Source organism: Pseudomonas sp. CCI4.2, from assembly GCF_034350045.1.
GTDB lineage: Bacteria > Pseudomonadota > Gammaproteobacteria > Pseudomonadales > Pseudomonadaceae > Aquipseudomonas.
Window position 1 is genome coordinate 1,007,759 of the sequence record NZ_CP133781.1, and the last position, 15,520, is coordinate 1,023,278.

General features: G+C 55.2%; 16 protein-coding genes and 3 pseudogenes. 6 read left to right on the forward strand and 13 right to left on the reverse strand.

What is annotated here, in order from left to right; genetic code table 11:
- Nucleotides 1-180: 180 nt before the first annotated feature.
- Nucleotides 181-822, forward strand: coding sequence for a TetR/AcrR family transcriptional regulator (locus RHM65_RS04340; RefSeq protein WP_322184329.1), 642 nt, complete (start codon nucleotides 181-183; stop codon nucleotides 820-822).
- 5 nt (nucleotides 823-827) lie between these two features.
- Here the strand turns inward: RHM65_RS04340 and RHM65_RS04345 are convergent, their stop codons facing one another.
- The 8 genes and pseudogenes from RHM65_RS04345 to RHM65_RS04380 all read right to left on the reverse strand — a co-directional run.
- Nucleotides 828-1,766: a LysR family transcriptional regulator gene (locus tag RHM65_RS04345; RefSeq protein WP_322184331.1), complete on the reverse strand. Its 939-nt coding sequence runs from the start codon at nucleotides 1,764-1,766 to the stop codon at nucleotides 828-830.
- An 83-nt stretch (nucleotides 1,767-1,849) separates the two neighbouring features.
- Nucleotides 1,850-3,370 carry an argininosuccinate lyase gene (locus tag RHM65_RS04350; protein ID WP_322184333.1) on the reverse strand — a complete coding sequence of 507 codons (1,521 nt, stop codon included), beginning with the start codon at nucleotides 3,368-3,370 and terminating at the stop codon, nucleotides 1,850-1,852.
- A 163-nt stretch (nucleotides 3,371-3,533) separates the two neighbouring features.
- Nucleotides 3,534-3,776: a hypothetical protein gene (locus RHM65_RS04355; RefSeq protein ID WP_322167157.1), complete on the reverse strand. Its 243-nt coding sequence runs from the start codon at nucleotides 3,774-3,776 to the stop codon at nucleotides 3,534-3,536.
- Between the two features lie 253 nt (nucleotides 3,777-4,029).
- Nucleotides 4,030-4,245: a TOBE domain-containing protein gene (locus RHM65_RS04360; protein ID WP_297842014.1), complete on the reverse strand. Its 216-nt coding sequence runs from the start codon at nucleotides 4,243-4,245 to the stop codon at nucleotides 4,030-4,032.
- Between the two features lie 25 nt (nucleotides 4,246-4,270).
- Entirely contained in the window at nucleotides 4,271-5,089 is an 819-nt protein-coding gene (ssuB, locus tag RHM65_RS04365) for an aliphatic sulfonates ABC transporter ATP-binding protein (protein ID WP_322167156.1), read from the reverse strand.
- A complete protein-coding gene (ssuC, locus tag RHM65_RS04370; protein WP_322167155.1) occupies nucleotides 5,086-5,883 on the reverse strand; it encodes an aliphatic sulfonate ABC transporter permease SsuC in 798 nt (265 codons plus the stop codon). Before ssuC ends, ssuB begins: the two co-directional genes overlap by 4 nt.
- Nucleotides 5,884-5,910: 27 nt before the next feature.
- Nucleotides 5,911-6,876 (reverse strand): sulfonate ABC transporter substrate-binding protein, encoded by a 966-nt coding sequence (locus RHM65_RS04375; RefSeq protein WP_322184335.1) that lies wholly within the window; start codon nucleotides 6,874-6,876, stop codon nucleotides 5,911-5,913.
- Nucleotides 6,877-7,165: 289 nt separating this feature from the next.
- Nucleotides 7,166-7,376 (reverse strand): annotated as a pseudogene (locus RHM65_RS04380) (peroxidase); the annotation flags it as partial.
- Nucleotides 7,377-7,750: 374 nt separating this feature from the next.
- Here RHM65_RS04380 and RHM65_RS04385 point away from each other — a divergent pair.
- A complete protein-coding gene (locus tag RHM65_RS04385) occupies nucleotides 7,751-8,212 on the forward strand; it encodes a hypothetical protein (RefSeq protein WP_322184337.1) in 462 nt (153 codons plus the stop codon).
- 184 nt (nucleotides 8,213-8,396) lie between these two features.
- Here RHM65_RS04385 and RHM65_RS04390 read toward each other — a convergent pair whose 3' ends face one another.
- A complete protein-coding gene (locus RHM65_RS04390; protein ID WP_322167152.1) occupies nucleotides 8,397-9,779 on the reverse strand; it encodes an OprD family outer membrane porin in 1,383 nt (460 codons plus the stop codon).
- A 609-nt stretch (nucleotides 9,780-10,388) separates the two neighbouring features.
- Here RHM65_RS04390 and RHM65_RS04395 point away from each other — a divergent pair.
- Nucleotides 10,389-10,524, forward strand: a pseudogene (locus RHM65_RS04395) (ABC transporter substrate-binding protein); the annotation flags it as partial.
- A gap of 430 nt (nucleotides 10,525-10,954) precedes the next feature.
- Nucleotides 10,955-11,254 (forward strand): annotated as a pseudogene (locus tag RHM65_RS04400) (hypothetical protein); the annotation flags it as partial.
- A 282-nt stretch (nucleotides 11,255-11,536) separates the two neighbouring features.
- On the opposite strand, the gene RHM65_RS04405 reads toward RHM65_RS04400, so the two are convergent.
- The gene (locus RHM65_RS04405) at nucleotides 11,537-11,977 is read right to left on the reverse strand and encodes a hypothetical protein (RefSeq protein ID WP_322167151.1); all 441 of its coding nucleotides are present in this window, start codon (nucleotides 11,975-11,977) and stop codon (nucleotides 11,537-11,539) included.
- Here RHM65_RS04405 and trmL point away from each other — a divergent pair.
- On the forward strand, nucleotides 11,976-12,431 hold the full coding sequence (gene trmL, locus RHM65_RS04410) for a tRNA (uridine(34)/cytosine(34)/5-carboxymethylaminomethyluridine(34)-2'-O)-methyltransferase TrmL (protein WP_322167150.1): 456 nt from the start codon (nucleotides 11,976-11,978) through the stop codon (nucleotides 12,429-12,431). The two genes, RHM65_RS04405 and trmL, sit on opposite strands and share 2 nt — an antisense overlap.
- A gap of 127 nt (nucleotides 12,432-12,558) precedes the next feature.
- Here the strand turns inward: trmL and secB are convergent, their stop codons facing one another.
- Genes secB through RHM65_RS04425 form a run of 3 tightly spaced genes read right to left on the reverse strand, consistent with a single transcriptional unit; the run spans nucleotide 12,559 to nucleotide 13,755 of the window.
- Nucleotides 12,559-13,047, reverse strand: a complete 489-nt coding sequence (gene secB, locus RHM65_RS04415; protein WP_322167149.1) for a protein-export chaperone SecB — start codon at nucleotides 13,045-13,047, stop codon at nucleotides 12,559-12,561.
- Between the two features lie 38 nt (nucleotides 13,048-13,085).
- The gene (gene grxC / locus RHM65_RS04420) at nucleotides 13,086-13,340 is read right to left on the reverse strand and encodes a glutaredoxin 3 (RefSeq protein WP_322167148.1); all 255 of its coding nucleotides are present in this window, start codon (nucleotides 13,338-13,340) and stop codon (nucleotides 13,086-13,088) included.
- A gap of 1 nt (nucleotide 13,341) precedes the next feature.
- Entirely contained in the window at nucleotides 13,342-13,755 is a 414-nt protein-coding gene (locus RHM65_RS04425) for a rhodanese-like domain-containing protein (protein WP_322167147.1), read from the reverse strand.
- 146 nt (nucleotides 13,756-13,901) lie between these two features.
- Between RHM65_RS04425 and gpmI the strand changes: the two genes are divergently transcribed.
- Nucleotides 13,902-15,437, forward strand: coding sequence for a 2,3-bisphosphoglycerate-independent phosphoglycerate mutase (gpmI, locus tag RHM65_RS04430; RefSeq protein ID WP_322167146.1), 1,536 nt, complete (start codon nucleotides 13,902-13,904; stop codon nucleotides 15,435-15,437).
- Nucleotides 15,438-15,520 lie beyond the last annotated feature (83 nt).

Sequence of the window (15,520 nt, forward strand, 5' to 3'; positions counted from 1 at the left end):
ACCGGCATGCGCATTCCACGGGGAGGATCTTAGAAAACGAAGAAGCGCATTGCAAGCAGAACCTTACACTTCTGATCAGTGGAGCAAGGCCATGGGATGTTGTAGCAGCGCGTTTACCCACGATGACGGACTGACAACCCCCCCGTACAATGCCCACAGGCCCCGCTCCGGAAACCTTCCATGACCCGCCCCGTTACCGCCCGCAAACCCCGCGCCCGCAGTCAGGCGCGCATCGATTCAATCCTTGATGCGGCGCGCACGCTGCTGGCGGCCGATGGGGTGGCCAGTCTGTCGATTTATCTGGTGGCCGAGCGCGCGCAAATTCCGCCGTCGTCGGTGTATCACTTTTTCGCCAGCGTACCTGCCCTGCTCGAAGCCTTGACCGCCGATGTCCACTCGGCTTTTCGCGCGTGCCTGCAAGCGCCGATAGCCCACGAGCAGCTCACCAGTTGGCGTGACCTGTCGCGGGTGGTCGAGCTACGAATGCTCAGCATCTACAGCGCCGACGCCGCCGCCCGCCAGTTGATCCTCGCGCAACACGGCCTGACCGAAGTAACCCAGGCCGACCGTCAGCACGACATTGAGCTGGGCCATCTGATGCACGAGCTGTTCAACCGACACTTCCAGCTTCCAGCGATGCCCGACGACGTGGATGTATTTGCCTTGGCGATGGAGCTGGGTGACCGGGTATACGCACGCTCGGTGCAACTGCATGACGAGATCACCCCGCGTTTAGCCGAAGAAGGCATGCGCGTGTTCGACGCCTATTTGGGGCTGTATCTGCCGCCTTATCTGCCCAAGCGTGAATGGCTAGAGCACTGACATCCCTAGCTGGATTCTTTGCGGTGCTTACGGCCCAGTTCTTTGGCCAACGCGATAAAGTTCTGCGTCGTCGGCTCCAGATCATCAGTCCCGCAGAGCAGGGTAATCGGCGCCACCAGCCGTGGGCGGGCGCCTTGAATCCGACAATACACCACGCTGTCCCGATGAAAGCCGAGCATTGAAGCGGGCACCACCGATACACCTGCTCCCGCGGCGACCAGATTGATGTTGGTCAGCATGCGCTCGATTTCAAAGGCGATTTTTGGCGTGAAACCCGCGCTCTCGCAGGCCTCGATTAATTTCGAATACATGCCCGGCGCGCCACGTCTGCGCACCAAAATGAAGGATTCGTCGGCCAAGGCTTTAAGCGAAACGCTGGGGAGTTCGGGCTCAACGGGAATCGTCACGGGTAATAGCCGGTGCCCCACCGGCAGCACCAGTAGCATTTCTTCGTTTAGCAATCGATGCAGCGTGATGCCTTGGGGATGTGCCACCGGCGCACGCAAAATACCGATGCTCACGCGGCGCGACTGGACTTCTTCGGTCAATTCCCCGGCATTACCTTCGCTTAACAGCAGCGTGACGCTCGGGTACAGCTCGCGGTAGGAACGAATCATCCTCGGAATCAACGGGTGCGCCGCAGCAGAGCTAGTGAAAGCAATGGAGAGCGCACCTTCCAGGCCTTTGGCGGCGCGGGCGGCACGTTTCGAGCCGTCTTCGACCCGGCTCAAAATCGCCCGGGCTTCCTGTAAGAACACCTGTCCGCCGGCGGTCAGATCAACCCCTTTGGGATGGCGCCTGAACAGCTCGAAACCCAGCTCGCGCTCCAGTATCCGAATCTGATTACTCAGTGGCGGCTGCTGCATATTCAAGCGCATCGCCGCACGGGTGAAATGCTGCTCTTCGGCGACCATCAGGAAATAACGTAGGTGTCGCAGTTCCATGAAATTCCTAAAATGGAAGGCCACCCGTAGGAGTCAACGTGTTGGCGAGGCAATCTAAAGCTCGCCAACAAGTTGGCTACAGATCACTGCCCCGCTTTGTGAAACGCGGCGTCGCGGTCAGCCGAGGCTTTGGTCAATTTCTGTTGTTGGGTTTTCACCCAGTTTTGATCGTCGATCAAGCTGGCCTTTTCTGCCGCCAGCATACGCTCGACTTCCAGGCGCTGGGGGCCGCCGAGGCCTTTACTTGAGGCGATCATGTTTTGCGCGGTCAGCGAGGTGCGGAATTGGGCTTGGGTCAACGGGAACTGGGCGTGTTCGAAGTTAAACGCTTTCAGCGCCTCGCCATATATTCGCTGGACCTCAGAGAACGGAATGTCCGCAGGTTTCATCTTGTTCAAGCGACCGTAGGTCACCAGATCTGATGCGAAGTGGTGCCCGACTCGGAACGGCACATCGGAATCGCGTTGCAGCATGTCCGCCAGTTCGGTGGTGGTCGAATAATCGGCATCGACTTCCTCCAATGCACGGGCTTTGTCGATCTGCAGATTGCTCAACAAATCAGCCAGCATCGTGAAGGACATGGCCGTCTGGTCGAGGGTCTTTTCCACCTGATCCCGCTTGTAGTCAGGCATGCCCGGCGTCACGTTGTGGGCTTCGAGTTGATAGGTCATGGCGCCGCCCACCACATCACTGGCTTGCAGGCGCAACAGGTTCAGGCCATACGGATTGCGCTTCTGCGGCATGATGCTGCTGGTGCCGGTCAGCTTGCCCTCGGTGATCATGATCCACGGATAAGGCTGATGGTATTGAGTGTGGATATCCTGAACCAGCAAACCGATGGTCAGCGCTGCACTGCTGGAAATGCCGGTGAGTTCGATGCCGGTATCCAGCGCCCCTAGCTGCGCCGCATCGTAGGAATTTTCCACAACGCCGTCGAAACCCAACAGCGCGGCCAATTGCTTACGGTCAATCGGGAAGCTGGAGGTGCCCAGCGCGCCAGAGCCCAGCGGACTCATGTTCAGTCGGGCGTAGGCCTCTTTGAATCGAGTTGCATCGCGGTCAAATACCGACGTGAAGCCGAGTAGGTAATGCGCATAGGTAATCGGCTGCGCCTGCACGCCGTTGGTGTACGCCGGCACGATGGTGTCGATATTGTCTTCGGCCAATTTCAGAAACTCAGCCTTGGATTTATTCATCTCATCGAGCAGGTTCAGCACACGCTCGCGCTGCATCAGCCGTCGGGTGGTGGACAAAATGTCCTGGCGGCTACGGCCAGAGTGCATCCGCGACCCATCGGGGCCAGCGATGGCAAGAATCAGCGGCTCATACTTCAAGTAATCGGCGGGACGCTCGGCCCCCGGCTTGTTGCCGTTGACGATGACTTGATCGACCGCGGCCACGATCTTCTTACCCAACTCCGGCGGAACAACTTTGGTGTCGATGACCATCACCGTGGAGGCCTTGTTCATCTCGCCCAGAAAGTAAAAGTTATCGTGCGGTTCTTTTTTGTCAGCCGCCTGGGCGAGTCCCGCTGCCAACATGAGCAAGGGGATCATCGCCAAACGAAACGGCAAGGTCGGCAATACGCGCTTATTTATTTTCATTATTATTTTCGCTCTGGGTGCACTGGATCTTAGTGTTGCGGGAATAACCGTTGCGCGGCGATGTCCGACGCGTAAATACCGTTGGCGTCATGGGCGACGCCTTGAATCCAGCTGTCTTTAAGCCACAGCGGGACATTCGAACTGGCAGGTGCATCGGATTTAATCAGAAAGTTCGGCGCCAGCCCTCGATGCTCGCGCTTGGCTGTTTGAGGTCGGCATTGGCATACACCACAAACGGATAAGGGCTGGCTGCGCTACCGATCTCGATGGTTTGCTCGGCGCTGGCGGCGAAGGCGTTGTTGTGACTGCGCGCCGCGGATGCCGAGCCAACCGCGCCGGTCAATAACGCCGCTGCCAGAACAGTCCTCGCGCTCAGGGGAGTAAGGGATTTCAAAAAAACTGCCATGGGCATCGGACCTTCGCGCGCGGGGAAAGAGACTCACCGCAATGTGCCCGGCAGGGGTGATGCTAGCAGGATGGTTTCATGAAGAAAAATATCTGAAAGCGGGTGTTTCGATACTTCAAAAGTATGGGAATTTGCAGCGGCCAATCCAATGCCTTCGCAGGCAAGCCTGCGAAGAAATCACCACGACCTAGCTTTTAAATCCAAAAAAACCCCGAAGGGCTTTAGCCGTTCGGGGTTATTAGCCGTGCATAAATCACAGCTTTGCGATGGACACCTCGGTGGATTTCACGAAGGCAATTACTTCACTGCCAACGACCAACTCCAGCTCCTTGACCGAGCGGGTGGTAATCACCGAAGTCACTATACCGGACGGCGTCTGTACGTCGATTTCCGACAACACTGGGCCTTCGAGAATTTCTTTGATGGTGCCTTTGAACTGGTTACGAACGTTGATCGCTTTGATAGTCATGATGATTTTCCTGTGTGCAGATGGTTTATTGAGCCCAGCGCAATTGCGTGGGCAATGGTGAAACAGGTTCGGGTTCAGGCGGTGTGCCAGGTATCAACAGCACTCGGTTCAACACTTCAGTTTCCAGCACAGCTTGGCGCTGCGAGCCACGGACCCTGGGGCGCGGCAGCTCTATCAGTAAATCCAGACCGACTTGACCGTCTTCGATCAAGATGACGCGATCGGCAATGGCCACGGCTTCGCTGACGTCATGGGTCACCAACAACACGGTGAAGCCATGTTTTTGCCAAAGCCGCTCAATCAGCTGCTGCATCTCGATTCGGGTCAGTGCGTCCAACGCGCCTAGTGGTTCGTCGAGCAACAACAGGCGAGGTTGATGAATCAATGCGCGGGCCAGCGCCACACGCTGTTTCTGGCCACCGGACAAGGCTGCCGGCCACTCGTTGGCGCGGTCGGCCAAGCCCACCGCTTCCAACGCTTCCAGGGCTCGTGGCCGCCAGTTGCCATGCAAACCAAGGCCGACGTTATCGATGACTTTTTTCCACGGCAGCAACCGCGCTTCCTGGAACATCAACCGCGTGTCTTCCAAGGCGTCACTGAGCGGTGCCGAGCCTGCCAGCAAGTCGCCGGAGGTCGGTTTATCCAACCCCGCCAACAACCGCAGCAACGTACTTTTGCCACATCCGCTGCGGCCCACGACCGCAACAAACTGACCGGCAGGAATATGCAGATCGACGTCTTTGAGCACTTCACGCGGGCCGAAGGTTTTGCGTAATTTGCGCACTGCCAGCGGAATTCCGCGCAGCAGATTAGGCGGCTGAGGTACTTGCTTGAGACTGCTCATACCGCACCGCCCTTGGTTGTTTGATAGGCCGGGTGCCAGCGGAGCCAAACACGCTCCAGACCACGCGCTGCCAGGTCTGCCAACTTGCCAAGCACGGCGTACAAAAGAATCGCCAGCACCACTACGTCGGTTTGTAAGAACTCCCTGGCGTTCATTGCCAAGTAACCAATGCCGGAACTGGCGGAGATGGTTTCCGCCACAATCAGTGTCAACCACATGAAACCTAATGCGAAACGCACGCCCACCAAAATCGAAGGCAGCGCACCCGGCAAAATCACCTGGCGGAACAACGAGAAACCGGACAATCCGTAACTGCGCGCCATCTCGACCAAGGCCGGATCAACATTGCGAATGCCGTGATAGGTGTTCAGGTAAATCGGAAACAACGTACCCAGCGCCACCAGAAATATTTTTGCTGACTCGTCAATGCCGAACCACAAAATTACCAGGGGGATCAGCGCCAAATGCGGCACGTTACGGATCATCTGCACCGAACTGTCCAGCAACCGTTCGCCCCACTTCGACAAGCCGGTGATAAAGCCCAGCGCCAAACCGATGCCGCCACCAATGGCAAAACCGACACCGGCGCGCCAGCCACTAATGGCTAAATGCGTCCATATTTCACCGCTGCGAACCAGTGCCACGCCGGCCGCGATAACCGCGCTCGGTGCAGGCAAGATGCGGGTGGACAGCCAACCGGCCGACACCGACAGCTGCCACACCGCCAACAGCAAGACCGGAAGTGCCCAAGGCGCCAGTCTGTGAATGATTTTTTGCGAAGCGCTAAGGCTCATGGATTTGTCTCCTCGAAGGCCGTTGAGTTACGGGGCCTTGGCCACGTTAGCGGGAGCAGTCCAAATCACGTCTTTGATGCCCAACGGTTTGGGAATCAACTTGAGCTGATAAAAGGTGTCAGCGATTTTCTGTTGCGCCACGACCACCTCTGGCGTGATGAGCTGCGCTCCGTAGCCTTGGCGTTTTACTGAAATACGGGTGATGTCCACTGGCAGACCAAGCAGCGGCGCCACTTGCTGCGTGACGTCTTCAGGATTGGCTTGGGACCATTCGCCCACCGCCCGAATTTCTTCGACTAGGGCCTTAATCACTTCAGGGTGCTGTTCAGCGTAGGGTTTGGTCGCCAGATAGAACTGGTGGTTGTCCACGATGCCTTTGCCATCCCGCAGGGTGCGCGCTTGCAACTGTTGCTCAGCGGCGGCTTGGTACGGATCCCATATCACCCAGGCATCAACACTGCCACGCTCAAAGGCAGCTCGCGCATCGGCGGGCGCCAGGAATATAGTTTGGATATCGGTGTATTTAAGGCCGGCGTCTTCCAGCGCTTTCACCAGCAAGTAATGAACATTGGAACCTTTGTTAAGAACGACCTTCTTGCCTTTCAAGTCTTTCACCGACGTGATCGGTGAATCCTTGGGTACCAGAATCGCTTCACTGGTGGGCGCAGGCGGCTCGTATGCGACGTACAACAAATCAGCGCCAGCCGCTTGGGCGAAGACTGGCGGTGTTTCGCCGGTCACGCCGAAATCGATAGAACCTACATTCAACCCTTCTAGCAATTGCGGACCACCGGGAAACTCGGTCCATTGCACTTGCACGCCCTGTGCGGCGAGACGTTTCTCCAGCGAGCCTTTGGCCTTAAGCAGCACCAACGTGCCGTACTTCTGATAACCGATGCGCACGCTTTCTGCTTGGGCGGCGGCGATGGTGCCGAAGGTGACAGCCGCAACAACCAGAGCGACCAGGCTTCGACGCAGAATAGCAGTGCGCATGGCGCGCTCCTTTGCTGTGAGGATGAGGTTGCACCTGCTTGCCTGTTGTCGGGCGAGTAAGATGGACTAGCGATTTCGCTAAGTGGGACAGACCTTAACAGGAGTTTTTTATATCTTTAAATCTCTTTTTTTCATTTGTTTATTCTTAAATTGCATAAGAAAAAATCACCAATTTCAGACGTAAAAAAGGACCGAATGATCGGTCCTCTTCAACACCCAACCCTTAGCGATTAGGTTGTGGAGTCAGGCGCTAATAAGGTGTGACGCCCATTCGCCGGGTCGCGGCCTAGTAGTTATCGGTCAACTGCAGTGAGTCGATTACTCGCAGAACGTCATGGAAGTTAGGTCCAGTGCTGGCGGGATAAGTGATGGTCAGTCGAATTTTTTAATCGGGTCGATCACGAACAAAGAACGCACGGTCAGGGTGTGATTGCGTTTGTATGAATCATGTCGTACAGGTCTGAAACTTTACGATTGGCGTCCGCCAAGATAGGAAAATGACCAAGGTGTTTGGGGTGCGCTTAACGTAGAACTCAGCGCGTTTATTCTCAGTAACCAAGAGCAAACCTAATGAAACTTTCACATATGTCATCAAACCAGCCGTTATTTTTCACACCTGTTTCACCTCCTGTTTACGTATGGTTCGGCATAATTAACGCACAACGTTGGTGAAGCCGGACTCCTCACCCTGTGCATTACCAATCTGACCGTTGTTCACGTTTCATCCAAAAGATCCATACGACCCAACCTGGCGCGTGTTTCTAGCGTCGCAGGAGTCGTTCAATGGCGTTCCGACTATGACTTGCCCGGCCCTGTACGGCTGTAAGCCTTGCCGATCTCTCAAGATATAAGTCTCGCTTGACTGCGCTGCTGTGTGTGGGCGTTGTCGCGTGCGCGGGCCTTATTCCGTCCCGCCATCCTTCCGAACTTGGCCAAAGCCGGCTCCGCAAAGCTGGCCGACCTTAAAGCGCATTGGGTTAAGGGCGACATGATTGTTCTGGTGCGTCACGCTGACATCTTCAGCAGTCCCCTTACCCGAGCAGCTCGAACTTCAGGGTTTATGTTCAATTACGCCAGTGCTGAACAAAGTTGGCTGTTCGACTGCAGGAAAACCATGTTGACCGACACCCTTAGCCACAAGGTGAGGAATCGCAACTTGGTATTGGTCTTCCACAGTGAATGTTTCACTGCCCTCGAAAAACTCATGAATTTGCCCGCATCCAAGACCGGTGATTACGGCTATGCGTCGTTTCTAACAGTTAGGGCTGACGGGGCGCTGCCTAAAGTTGCCGGCATCGTCGACGCAACTGACTGGCAGAAAGTAGTCGGCAAATAAGCACCGTCCAACCCATTCAAATCACCTTTTTAGGAGCCAACTTGTAGTGGGTTCAACGAGGTGCGCCTGACAGTCCGTATCGCCAACAAGCTGGGCCCTACAGAGACGTGTTTGCTAAAGGGGAATACAAAATCCCAGGTATAAAAAACCCCGCACAAGGCGGGGCTCTTTCAACTCGCTACGATCAAAAGAAAGCGTAGGTGTAGTTGAAGATCAGACGGGTCTGATCGGTGCTGCGGGTGCTGCCGTTACCGACGGTTGTATCGCCACCAACATGGTAGCTACCGGTCCGCAGGGTGGTACCGAAGCCTTTCAGGTAACCAGTCTGAATCACGTAGTCGATACGTGCATCACGTTCCCACTCGGAGAAGGTCCTATTGCTGCTCGCGATGGAGCTCTTGATGTCATCACCCTTCAGGTAGGAGATCGAAGCTTTCAAGCCTGGAACGCCGATGCGGGAGAAGTCATAAGAATATTGAGCGAACTTGGTTTGCTCACCTGCGCGGATGAAGCTGTTGACGGTGGAGTCAGTGAACAGATAGAAGCTTGTGCCGCCGTTGTCTTCGCTGTTCAAAGCACCGGCAGTCTTGCCGTCATTGCTAACGCTGCCTTGGTTCAGCAGAACAAAACCACCGCTGTCGCTAACACTCTGGTAACCGGCCAGGAACGAACTGCCACCCAACTGGTAAGTGAAGATCGTGCTCCAAGTGTTGTTGTCAACTTCGCCTGCGTGATCCGCATAGCCGCCGTTGTTGTTGAACGCATAACCAGCGGTGCCGCTGCTGTTTTTACCGTCAGAACGGCTATTGAAGTAGCGCAGGTCAGTCTTGAACGACTGATCATTACCCAATGGCAGAACATGGACCAAGCCCAAGAAGTCTTGCTTGTAGAAGTCTTCCAGGTTGGCATGGTAGTACTGCAAAGTCAGGTCTTTAGTGACCTTCCAATCGCCGCCAGCGAAACGGAACTGGTTGCTGTCATTGTACGCACCAGCAACCGACAGGCCGGTGCTGTTGGTCGATGCGCGACCAGTGGAGTGTTCCAGCTGACCAGCAACCAACGTCACGTTGTCGATGTCTTTTGAGGTGATGATGCCACCGTCAAAGTTTTGCGGCATTGCGCGGCTGTCGTTCGAGAGCAGAATTGGCAGTTGTGGTGCCAAGGCGCCACCAACGTGCAATTCGGTTTTCGAGTAGCGGAACTTGACGTTAGCGTCGCCGCGAGCCAAGTCGCTCTGAGCGGTGCCGTCATGCTCACTAGGCCAGAAAGAGTTGCCGGTAGCCGGGTGGTGACCAGCGCCGCCATCAAGGTGCAGACCGTAGAGCATCTGAGCATCAACACCAACGCCGATAACGCCTTGGGTGAAACCGGAGAGGTAATCAAGCTTCAGAACTTCACCAGTTTCACGCTGGTTGTTCTGAGTAACGGATGGCGCATGGTTGTCGTTCTCGTAGTAAAAAGTACGGGAACTGAGATTGAGTTTGCTGTCTTCCAGGAATCCTGCAGCGCCTGCTTGTTGGGCCAATACGCCAACAGCAATAGCCAGCGCTAAGCTTGACTTGTTCATGTTTTGCTCCTCTACGTTTCTAATTCTTGTGTTCCAAGGCTTGGGGATCTGACGCCCCTTCCACTCCGGATGTGCGAATAGCACTAAAGTGTGACCATCAAGTCAACACATAACTGTCACATACCGACCTTGGTCTAATGCCACTCCAAATCTTGGATGGAGATTAAATAATATTTCATAATTCGAAAAAGAACTGTTTCGTCCTTTTTCAGACGATTATGGAATATCAAACGTCGCCACCCAAACCAATAGCGGTTTTCCATCGTAAAATTGTGTTTTTATTCGAAAAATAGAATAAAAACGCAGCTACCTATAACCAAATTGAAAATTCGGTTACGGAAACCGTGACGTGGATCTTATTTGTGGCCTTCGAGCTGTGTTTCGGCTTTGGGCGCTTATGTGTCATCGCGACCAATTTCTCAAAGTAACGTTACAGTTTGTGTACGCCGTCCAAATTAATTACAAAACGTCACGCCAGCATCTTCCTGATGCTAATGCCAAAATGTTACTGATAGGTGATTTTTTAGATCACATCGGCTTTTTTTCCGCCACGTTCGGCAGCGTGATCTACGAGTTTTTTCATAGGTGCGCGTCACCAGCCACCTTGATGTGTCGGGGTATGAATTTCTCAACGGCTTGCGTTGCTCGAATCGTTGAATATCGGAAATGTCGATATGAGCGCTGATGCTGCCGACACCGTCCTGGTCTTGCCCAAGCGGCGGGCTCAGCGCTGACTTACTTCGCTCCAATAAATGCGGCAAACCACTCATCAAACACCGGACAAATTATTGAGCTGTCTAGATTAATTGTATGAGCGGGCTTGCTCGCGGGCCCGGTCGCGCTTGACCGAACCGGTCCCAGCGGGCCGAACCGGTTCCAAATGAAAGTATAGAATCGCCGGTTTGACGACTGCTGCGCAGCGGTTCGGCCTGCAACTCGCCGGCATACCCCGCGCTCAGCGCGAGGTCAAAGCCCGCGAGATGCTGGCCCTGGTCTATCTGGCCGACTTTAATTATCGACGGATCTGGCAGCTCTCAGGCGGTCAGCGCCAACGTGTCGGGGCTGGCCCGCGCACTGCCAGCAGATCCGCGTGTCCTGCTGATAGACGAACCTTTTGGCGCCCTTGATGCGTTTACCCGCGAACACATGCAGAATTGCTGCTGCAAGTGTGGCCACGCATCGCCCGAGGCATTTTTAATCCGCTGATCGAGTTTTATCGACCATCCCACCACTGGCCTATCTGCCGCTGATTGTTATCTGCTGCGGCATCGGTGAATTGTCGAAAGTGCTGCTGATTTGGCTTTATGGTCCAGTCAGCCGCGCAGTTTCTGGTCACCGACGTCGTGGTGTTGGGCATTTTGGTGATCGCCCTGATTGCGTTCGCCATGGAGATGGGCCTGCGCGCGCTGCAACGCAAACGGGTTCCGTGGCATGGCTTGACCCACTCGTGCGCCAATAGCTGCAAGATCGTCTAAAAATGCATCACTTTGGGATCTCGCACCCTTTTAATGCGCAAATTGTGTGCAGAGAAATTCGAAAAGCGGCCAATCGAAACTTTCCACGCCCACGGCGAAAATTTCCGAAAACCACGAATAGCCCTCTATTAAAGGGCTTCCGAACAGAAAACACCCTTTATGCAGCACACAATTCAAAAACTGGCACGCCCCCTGCAATAGCTTGATCAAGAGCAACATCAACACCCGCAGTAAGCCCAGTTTTGGGGACCTTGGTACAGGCAGGCCGGGGATTCCCCTCTTTTATTCCTCTCGGAGACTAACCTCCAGTCTCCAGCGCCCGTCCACTTTCGTACCGTGCCAGTCACCGTGCAAAGGGCGGGCCGCCAGCAGGTTCAGCAACAGTCCCCCATCCGCACGTTGCACTCTCCAACGAACATCTTTGCCCTTCAATTTGAACTCACCCCTTTGCGCTTTACCTTGCGTGTTGAACAACATCGCAAGCGAACCTGACACCTGCTCACCCCGCACTTTCGGTTCATCGTTGAACCACAACACCAATCCATCTTCAACCGGCTCGATCAGCTGCAGTTCCAGCGGATCAGGCGCTGTCAGCCGACCGATCATTAGGCCGACCATCACACCCACGATGGCCACCGAGCCAAGTACCTTGGGCCAGAGTTTCGGTCTGGGATCCTCTTCGGGGTTAGAATGCAGCCCGTCTTTCAATTCGGAGCCGTGCATGTTTCACGTCATCCTTTTTCAACCAGAAATTCCGCCGAATACCGGCAATATAATCAGGCTGTGCGCCAACAGTGGCTGCACCCTGCATTTGATCGAACCATTAGGCTTCGAACTGGACGACAAGCGCTTACGCCGCGCAGGCCTCGATTACCACGAGTACGCCAATCTCCAGACTCATGCGGATTTGCCGAGTTGCCTTGAAAGGCTCGGCCATCCACGCCTGTTTGCTTTTACCACAAAAGGCTCGCGGCCTTTTCACGATGCACGATTCGAGAAAGGCGACGCCTTTCTATTCGGCCCGGAAAGCCGTGGCTTACCCGTCGACGTGCTCGACTCACTTTCGAGCGATCACCGCCTGCGCCTGCCCATGCGCGAAGGCTGCCGCAGCTTGAATCTGTCAAACACCGTGGCGGTGGCGGTGTATGAAGCCTGGCGGCAACTGGATTTCGCTTAATTCGCTGTTACTCGGCCTCTGTAGAGCCAACTTGTTGGCGAGAGGCCAGACGCTTCGCCAACAGGTTGGCTCCTACAGAAATAAAAAAAACGCCCCGAAAGGCGCTTTTTTGGGTTCAACCTGCCGCTTATTGCACAGTTTGGGGTTCGCCAGACTCTTGCATGCGGGACAATTCTTGCGCGTAGAGCGCGTCGAAATTGACCGGGGCCAGCATCAGCGCAGGGAATGAACCGCGCACAACAAGGCTGTCGATGGTTTCACGCGCATACGGGAACAGGATGTTTGGGCAGAACGCGCCAAGCGTGTGGCTCATGCCGGCCGGGTCCAAACCCTTGATCAAGAAGATGCCTGCTTGCTGAACTTCAACGATAAAAGCTACTTCGTCGCCGTTGTTGACGGTAACTGACAGCGTCAGCACGACTTCGTAGAAATCGCCTTCCAGCGGCTTCTGGCGAGTATTCAGGTCCAGAGCAACGCTTGGGGTCCATTCCTGGCGAAAGATCGCCGGGCTTTTTGGTGCTTCGAACGACAAGTCACGAACGTAGATGCGCTGCAAGGAAAATTGCGGGGCTTCAGCGTCTTCTGCTACAGCGCTGTTGGTCGATTGGTCAGTCATGTCAGGTCCTTCTTATAAGGTTCTTTAGGATTTCGGATTCAAGCCTGAAGCAGCGCGTCGAGTTTACCGGCGCGCTCCAGGGCAAACAAATCATCGCAACCACCCACGTGGTCTGAGCCGATCCAGATTTGCGGGACGGAAGTACGTCCGGCTTTCTGAGTCATTTCAGCGCGAAGCTGAGGCTTGCCATCGACTCTGACTTCTTCGAAGGCAACCCCTTTGCTTTCCAGCAACTGCTTGGCGCGCATGCAGTAAGGGCACCAGTCGCTTGAATAGACGATGACGTCAGCCATTTCACTTCACCAGAGGCAGGTTGTCGGAACGCCAGGTGGCAATACCGCCCGACAACTTGGCGGCGGTAAAACCGGACTTGAGCAATTCGCGAGCCGTAGTGCCCGCGTGCTGGCCCTGAGCGTCAACGATGATCAGCGTCTTGGCCTTGTGTTTTTCCAGCTCGGCAACGCGAGAAATCACCTTGTCTTGCGGGAAGCTTAGGGCGCCAACAATATGCCCAGCCGAGAAATCCTTGGCAGAACGGACGTCGATAACCACGCCCTGATCACTGTTGACCAGCGACGTCAGCTCACGGGTGCTGAGGCTGCGGCCACCTTTGCTGATTTCTGTCGCGATCAACAGCGCGAGCAGAATGGCGAAGGCGCCAGCCAGCAAATAGTGGTTAGTGGCAAATTCAATCAGATGAGCAACCATCAGTAGGTTCCAGGGCGTTAAAATGGCGGCCAGTATACACAGCACCTAAGGTCGGCCAAAGCCCGTACGGCAGTGACGCCGTTTGAACTTGCCCTTAAAATGCCGATCTGTTTTTTTACTTCGTTCATTAGCCGCGAGTGGATTCTATGACTGCCACGCCAAAACCTCTGGTTCTGATCATTTTGGACGGCTTCGGACACAGCGATAGCCACGACGGCAACGCTATCTACGACGCCAAAATGCCGGTGATGGATCGCCTTTATGCAACCCAGCCCAACGGCCTGATCTCAGGTTCAGGGATGGATGTCGGCCTGCCGGACGGGCAGATGGGCAACTCTGAAGTCGGTCATATGAACCTCGGCGCAGGCCGCGTCGTGTACCAGGACTTCACCCGGGTTACCAAATCAATCCGCGACGGTGACTTTTTTAAGAACCCCACTATTTGCAGCGCTGTCGATAAAGCCGTCAGTGCCGGCAAAGCCGTGCATATTCTGGGCCTCTTGTCCCCAGGCGGCGTTCACAGCCATCAGGACCATCTGGTCGCCATGGTCGAACTGGCCGCTCAACAGGGCGCTGAAAAAATCTATTTGCACGCCTTTCTAGATGGCCGCGACACGCCACCTCGTAGCGCCAAAGCATCATTGGAGCTGATGGACGCGACCTTCGCCAAACTGGGCAAAGGCCGCACCGCCAGCATCATTGGTCGCTATTTCGCTATGGACCGCGACAATCGTTGGGACCGTGTGGCGTCCGCTTACAACCTGATCGTCGACGGCGCTTGCGAGTTCCAGGCAGCCACCAGCGAGGCCGGTCTTGCATTGGCGTACGAGCGTGGCGAGAACGACGAATTCGTCAAAGCCACCAGCATCGGCGACAAGGTCAGAGTCGAAGACGGCGACGCCGTGATCTTCATGAACTTCCGCGCCGACCGAGCGCGTGAACTGACCCGAGTGTTCGTCGAAAACGACTTTAAGGATTTCGAGCGCGCCCGTCAGCCGAAACTGGCCGGATTTGTCATGCTCACTCAGTACGCCGCCAGCATTCCCGCACCCTCGGCTTTTGCCGCCGGCAGCCTGAAAAACGTGCTCGGCGAATACCTGTCGAACAACGGCAAAACCCAACTGCGGATCGCCGAAACCGAGAAATACGCCCACGTGACGTTCTTTTTCTCTGGCGGCCGTGAAGAACCGTTCCCCGGCGAAGAGCGCATTCTGATCCCTTCGCCTAAAGTCGCTACCTACGATTTGCAGCCAGAAATGAGTGCGCCGCAAGTCACTGACAAAATCGTCGACGCTATCGAACATCAGCGATTCGACGTGATCATCGTCAACTACGCCAATGGCGACATGGTCGGGCACAGCGGCATTCTGTCGGCGGCGATCAAGGCCGTCGAATACCTTGATGTGTGCATCGGTCGCATTGTCACCGCACTGGATAAAGTCGGCGGAGAAGCGCTGATTACGGCAGACCATGGCAACGTCGAACAGATGTCTGACGAAAAGACAGGTCAGGCGCACACGGCCCATACATCCGAGCCCGTGCCGTTCATTTATGTGGGCAAACGCAATTTGAAAGTCCGTGAAGGTGGCGTTCTGGCAGATGTGGCACCCACCATGCTGCAACTGTTGTCCATGGAAAAACCGGAAGAGATGACCGGTCATTCGATCCTCGTGGCTAAATAAACCGCGCTAAAACGGGGTATTGAACCCCGCAGCACCGGTTAATTATCCGACTCGCCCCAAAGCAGTAGCTTTGGGGCGTTTTT

Bases quoted from the DNA above. Each gene is read 5' to 3' on its own strand.
- RHM65_RS04340 (WP_322184329.1), top strand. From the start codon at position 181: ATGACCCGCCCCGTTACCGCCCGCAAACCCCGCGCCCGCAGTCAGGCG.
- RHM65_RS04345 (WP_322184331.1), bottom strand. From the start codon at position 1,766: ATGGAACTGCGACACCTACGTTATTTCCTGATGGTCGCCGAAGAGCAG.
- RHM65_RS04350 (WP_322184333.1), bottom strand. From the start codon at position 3,370: ATGAAAATAAATAAGCGCGTATTGCCGACCTTGCCGTTTCGTTTGGCG.
- RHM65_RS04355 (WP_322167157.1), bottom strand. From the start codon at position 3,776: ATGGCAGTTTTTTTGAAATCCCTTACTCCCCTGAGCGCGAGGACTGTT.
- RHM65_RS04360 (WP_297842014.1), bottom strand. From the start codon at position 4,245: ATGACTATCAAAGCGATCAACGTTCGTAACCAGTTCAAAGGCACCATC.
- ssuB (WP_322167156.1), bottom strand. From the start codon at position 5,089: ATGAGCAGTCTCAAGCAAGTACCTCAGCCGCCTAATCTGCTGCGCGGA.
- ssuC (WP_322167155.1), bottom strand. From the start codon at position 5,883: ATGAGCCTTAGCGCTTCGCAAAAAATCATTCACAGACTGGCGCCTTGG.
- RHM65_RS04375 (WP_322184335.1), bottom strand. From the start codon at position 6,876: ATGCGCACTGCTATTCTGCGTCGAAGCCTGGTCGCTCTGGTTGTTGCG.
- RHM65_RS04390 (WP_322167152.1), bottom strand. From the start codon at position 9,779: ATGAACAAGTCAAGCTTAGCGCTGGCTATTGCTGTTGGCGTATTGGCC.
- trmL (WP_322167150.1), top strand. From the start codon at position 11,976: ATGTTTCACGTCATCCTTTTTCAACCAGAAATTCCGCCGAATACCGGC.
- RHM65_RS04405 (WP_322167151.1), bottom strand. From the start codon at position 11,977: ATGCACGGCTCCGAATTGAAAGACGGGCTGCATTCTAACCCCGAAGAG.
- secB (WP_322167149.1), bottom strand. From the start codon at position 13,047: ATGACTGACCAATCGACCAACAGCGCTGTAGCAGAAGACGCTGAAGCC.
- grxC (WP_322167148.1), bottom strand. From the start codon at position 13,340: ATGGCTGACGTCATCGTCTATTCAAGCGACTGGTGCCCTTACTGCATG.
- RHM65_RS04425 (WP_322167147.1), bottom strand. From the start codon at position 13,755: ATGGTTGCTCATCTGATTGAATTTGCCACTAACCACTATTTGCTGGCT.
- gpmI (WP_322167146.1), top strand. From the start codon at position 13,902: ATGACTGCCACGCCAAAACCTCTGGTTCTGATCATTTTGGACGGCTTC.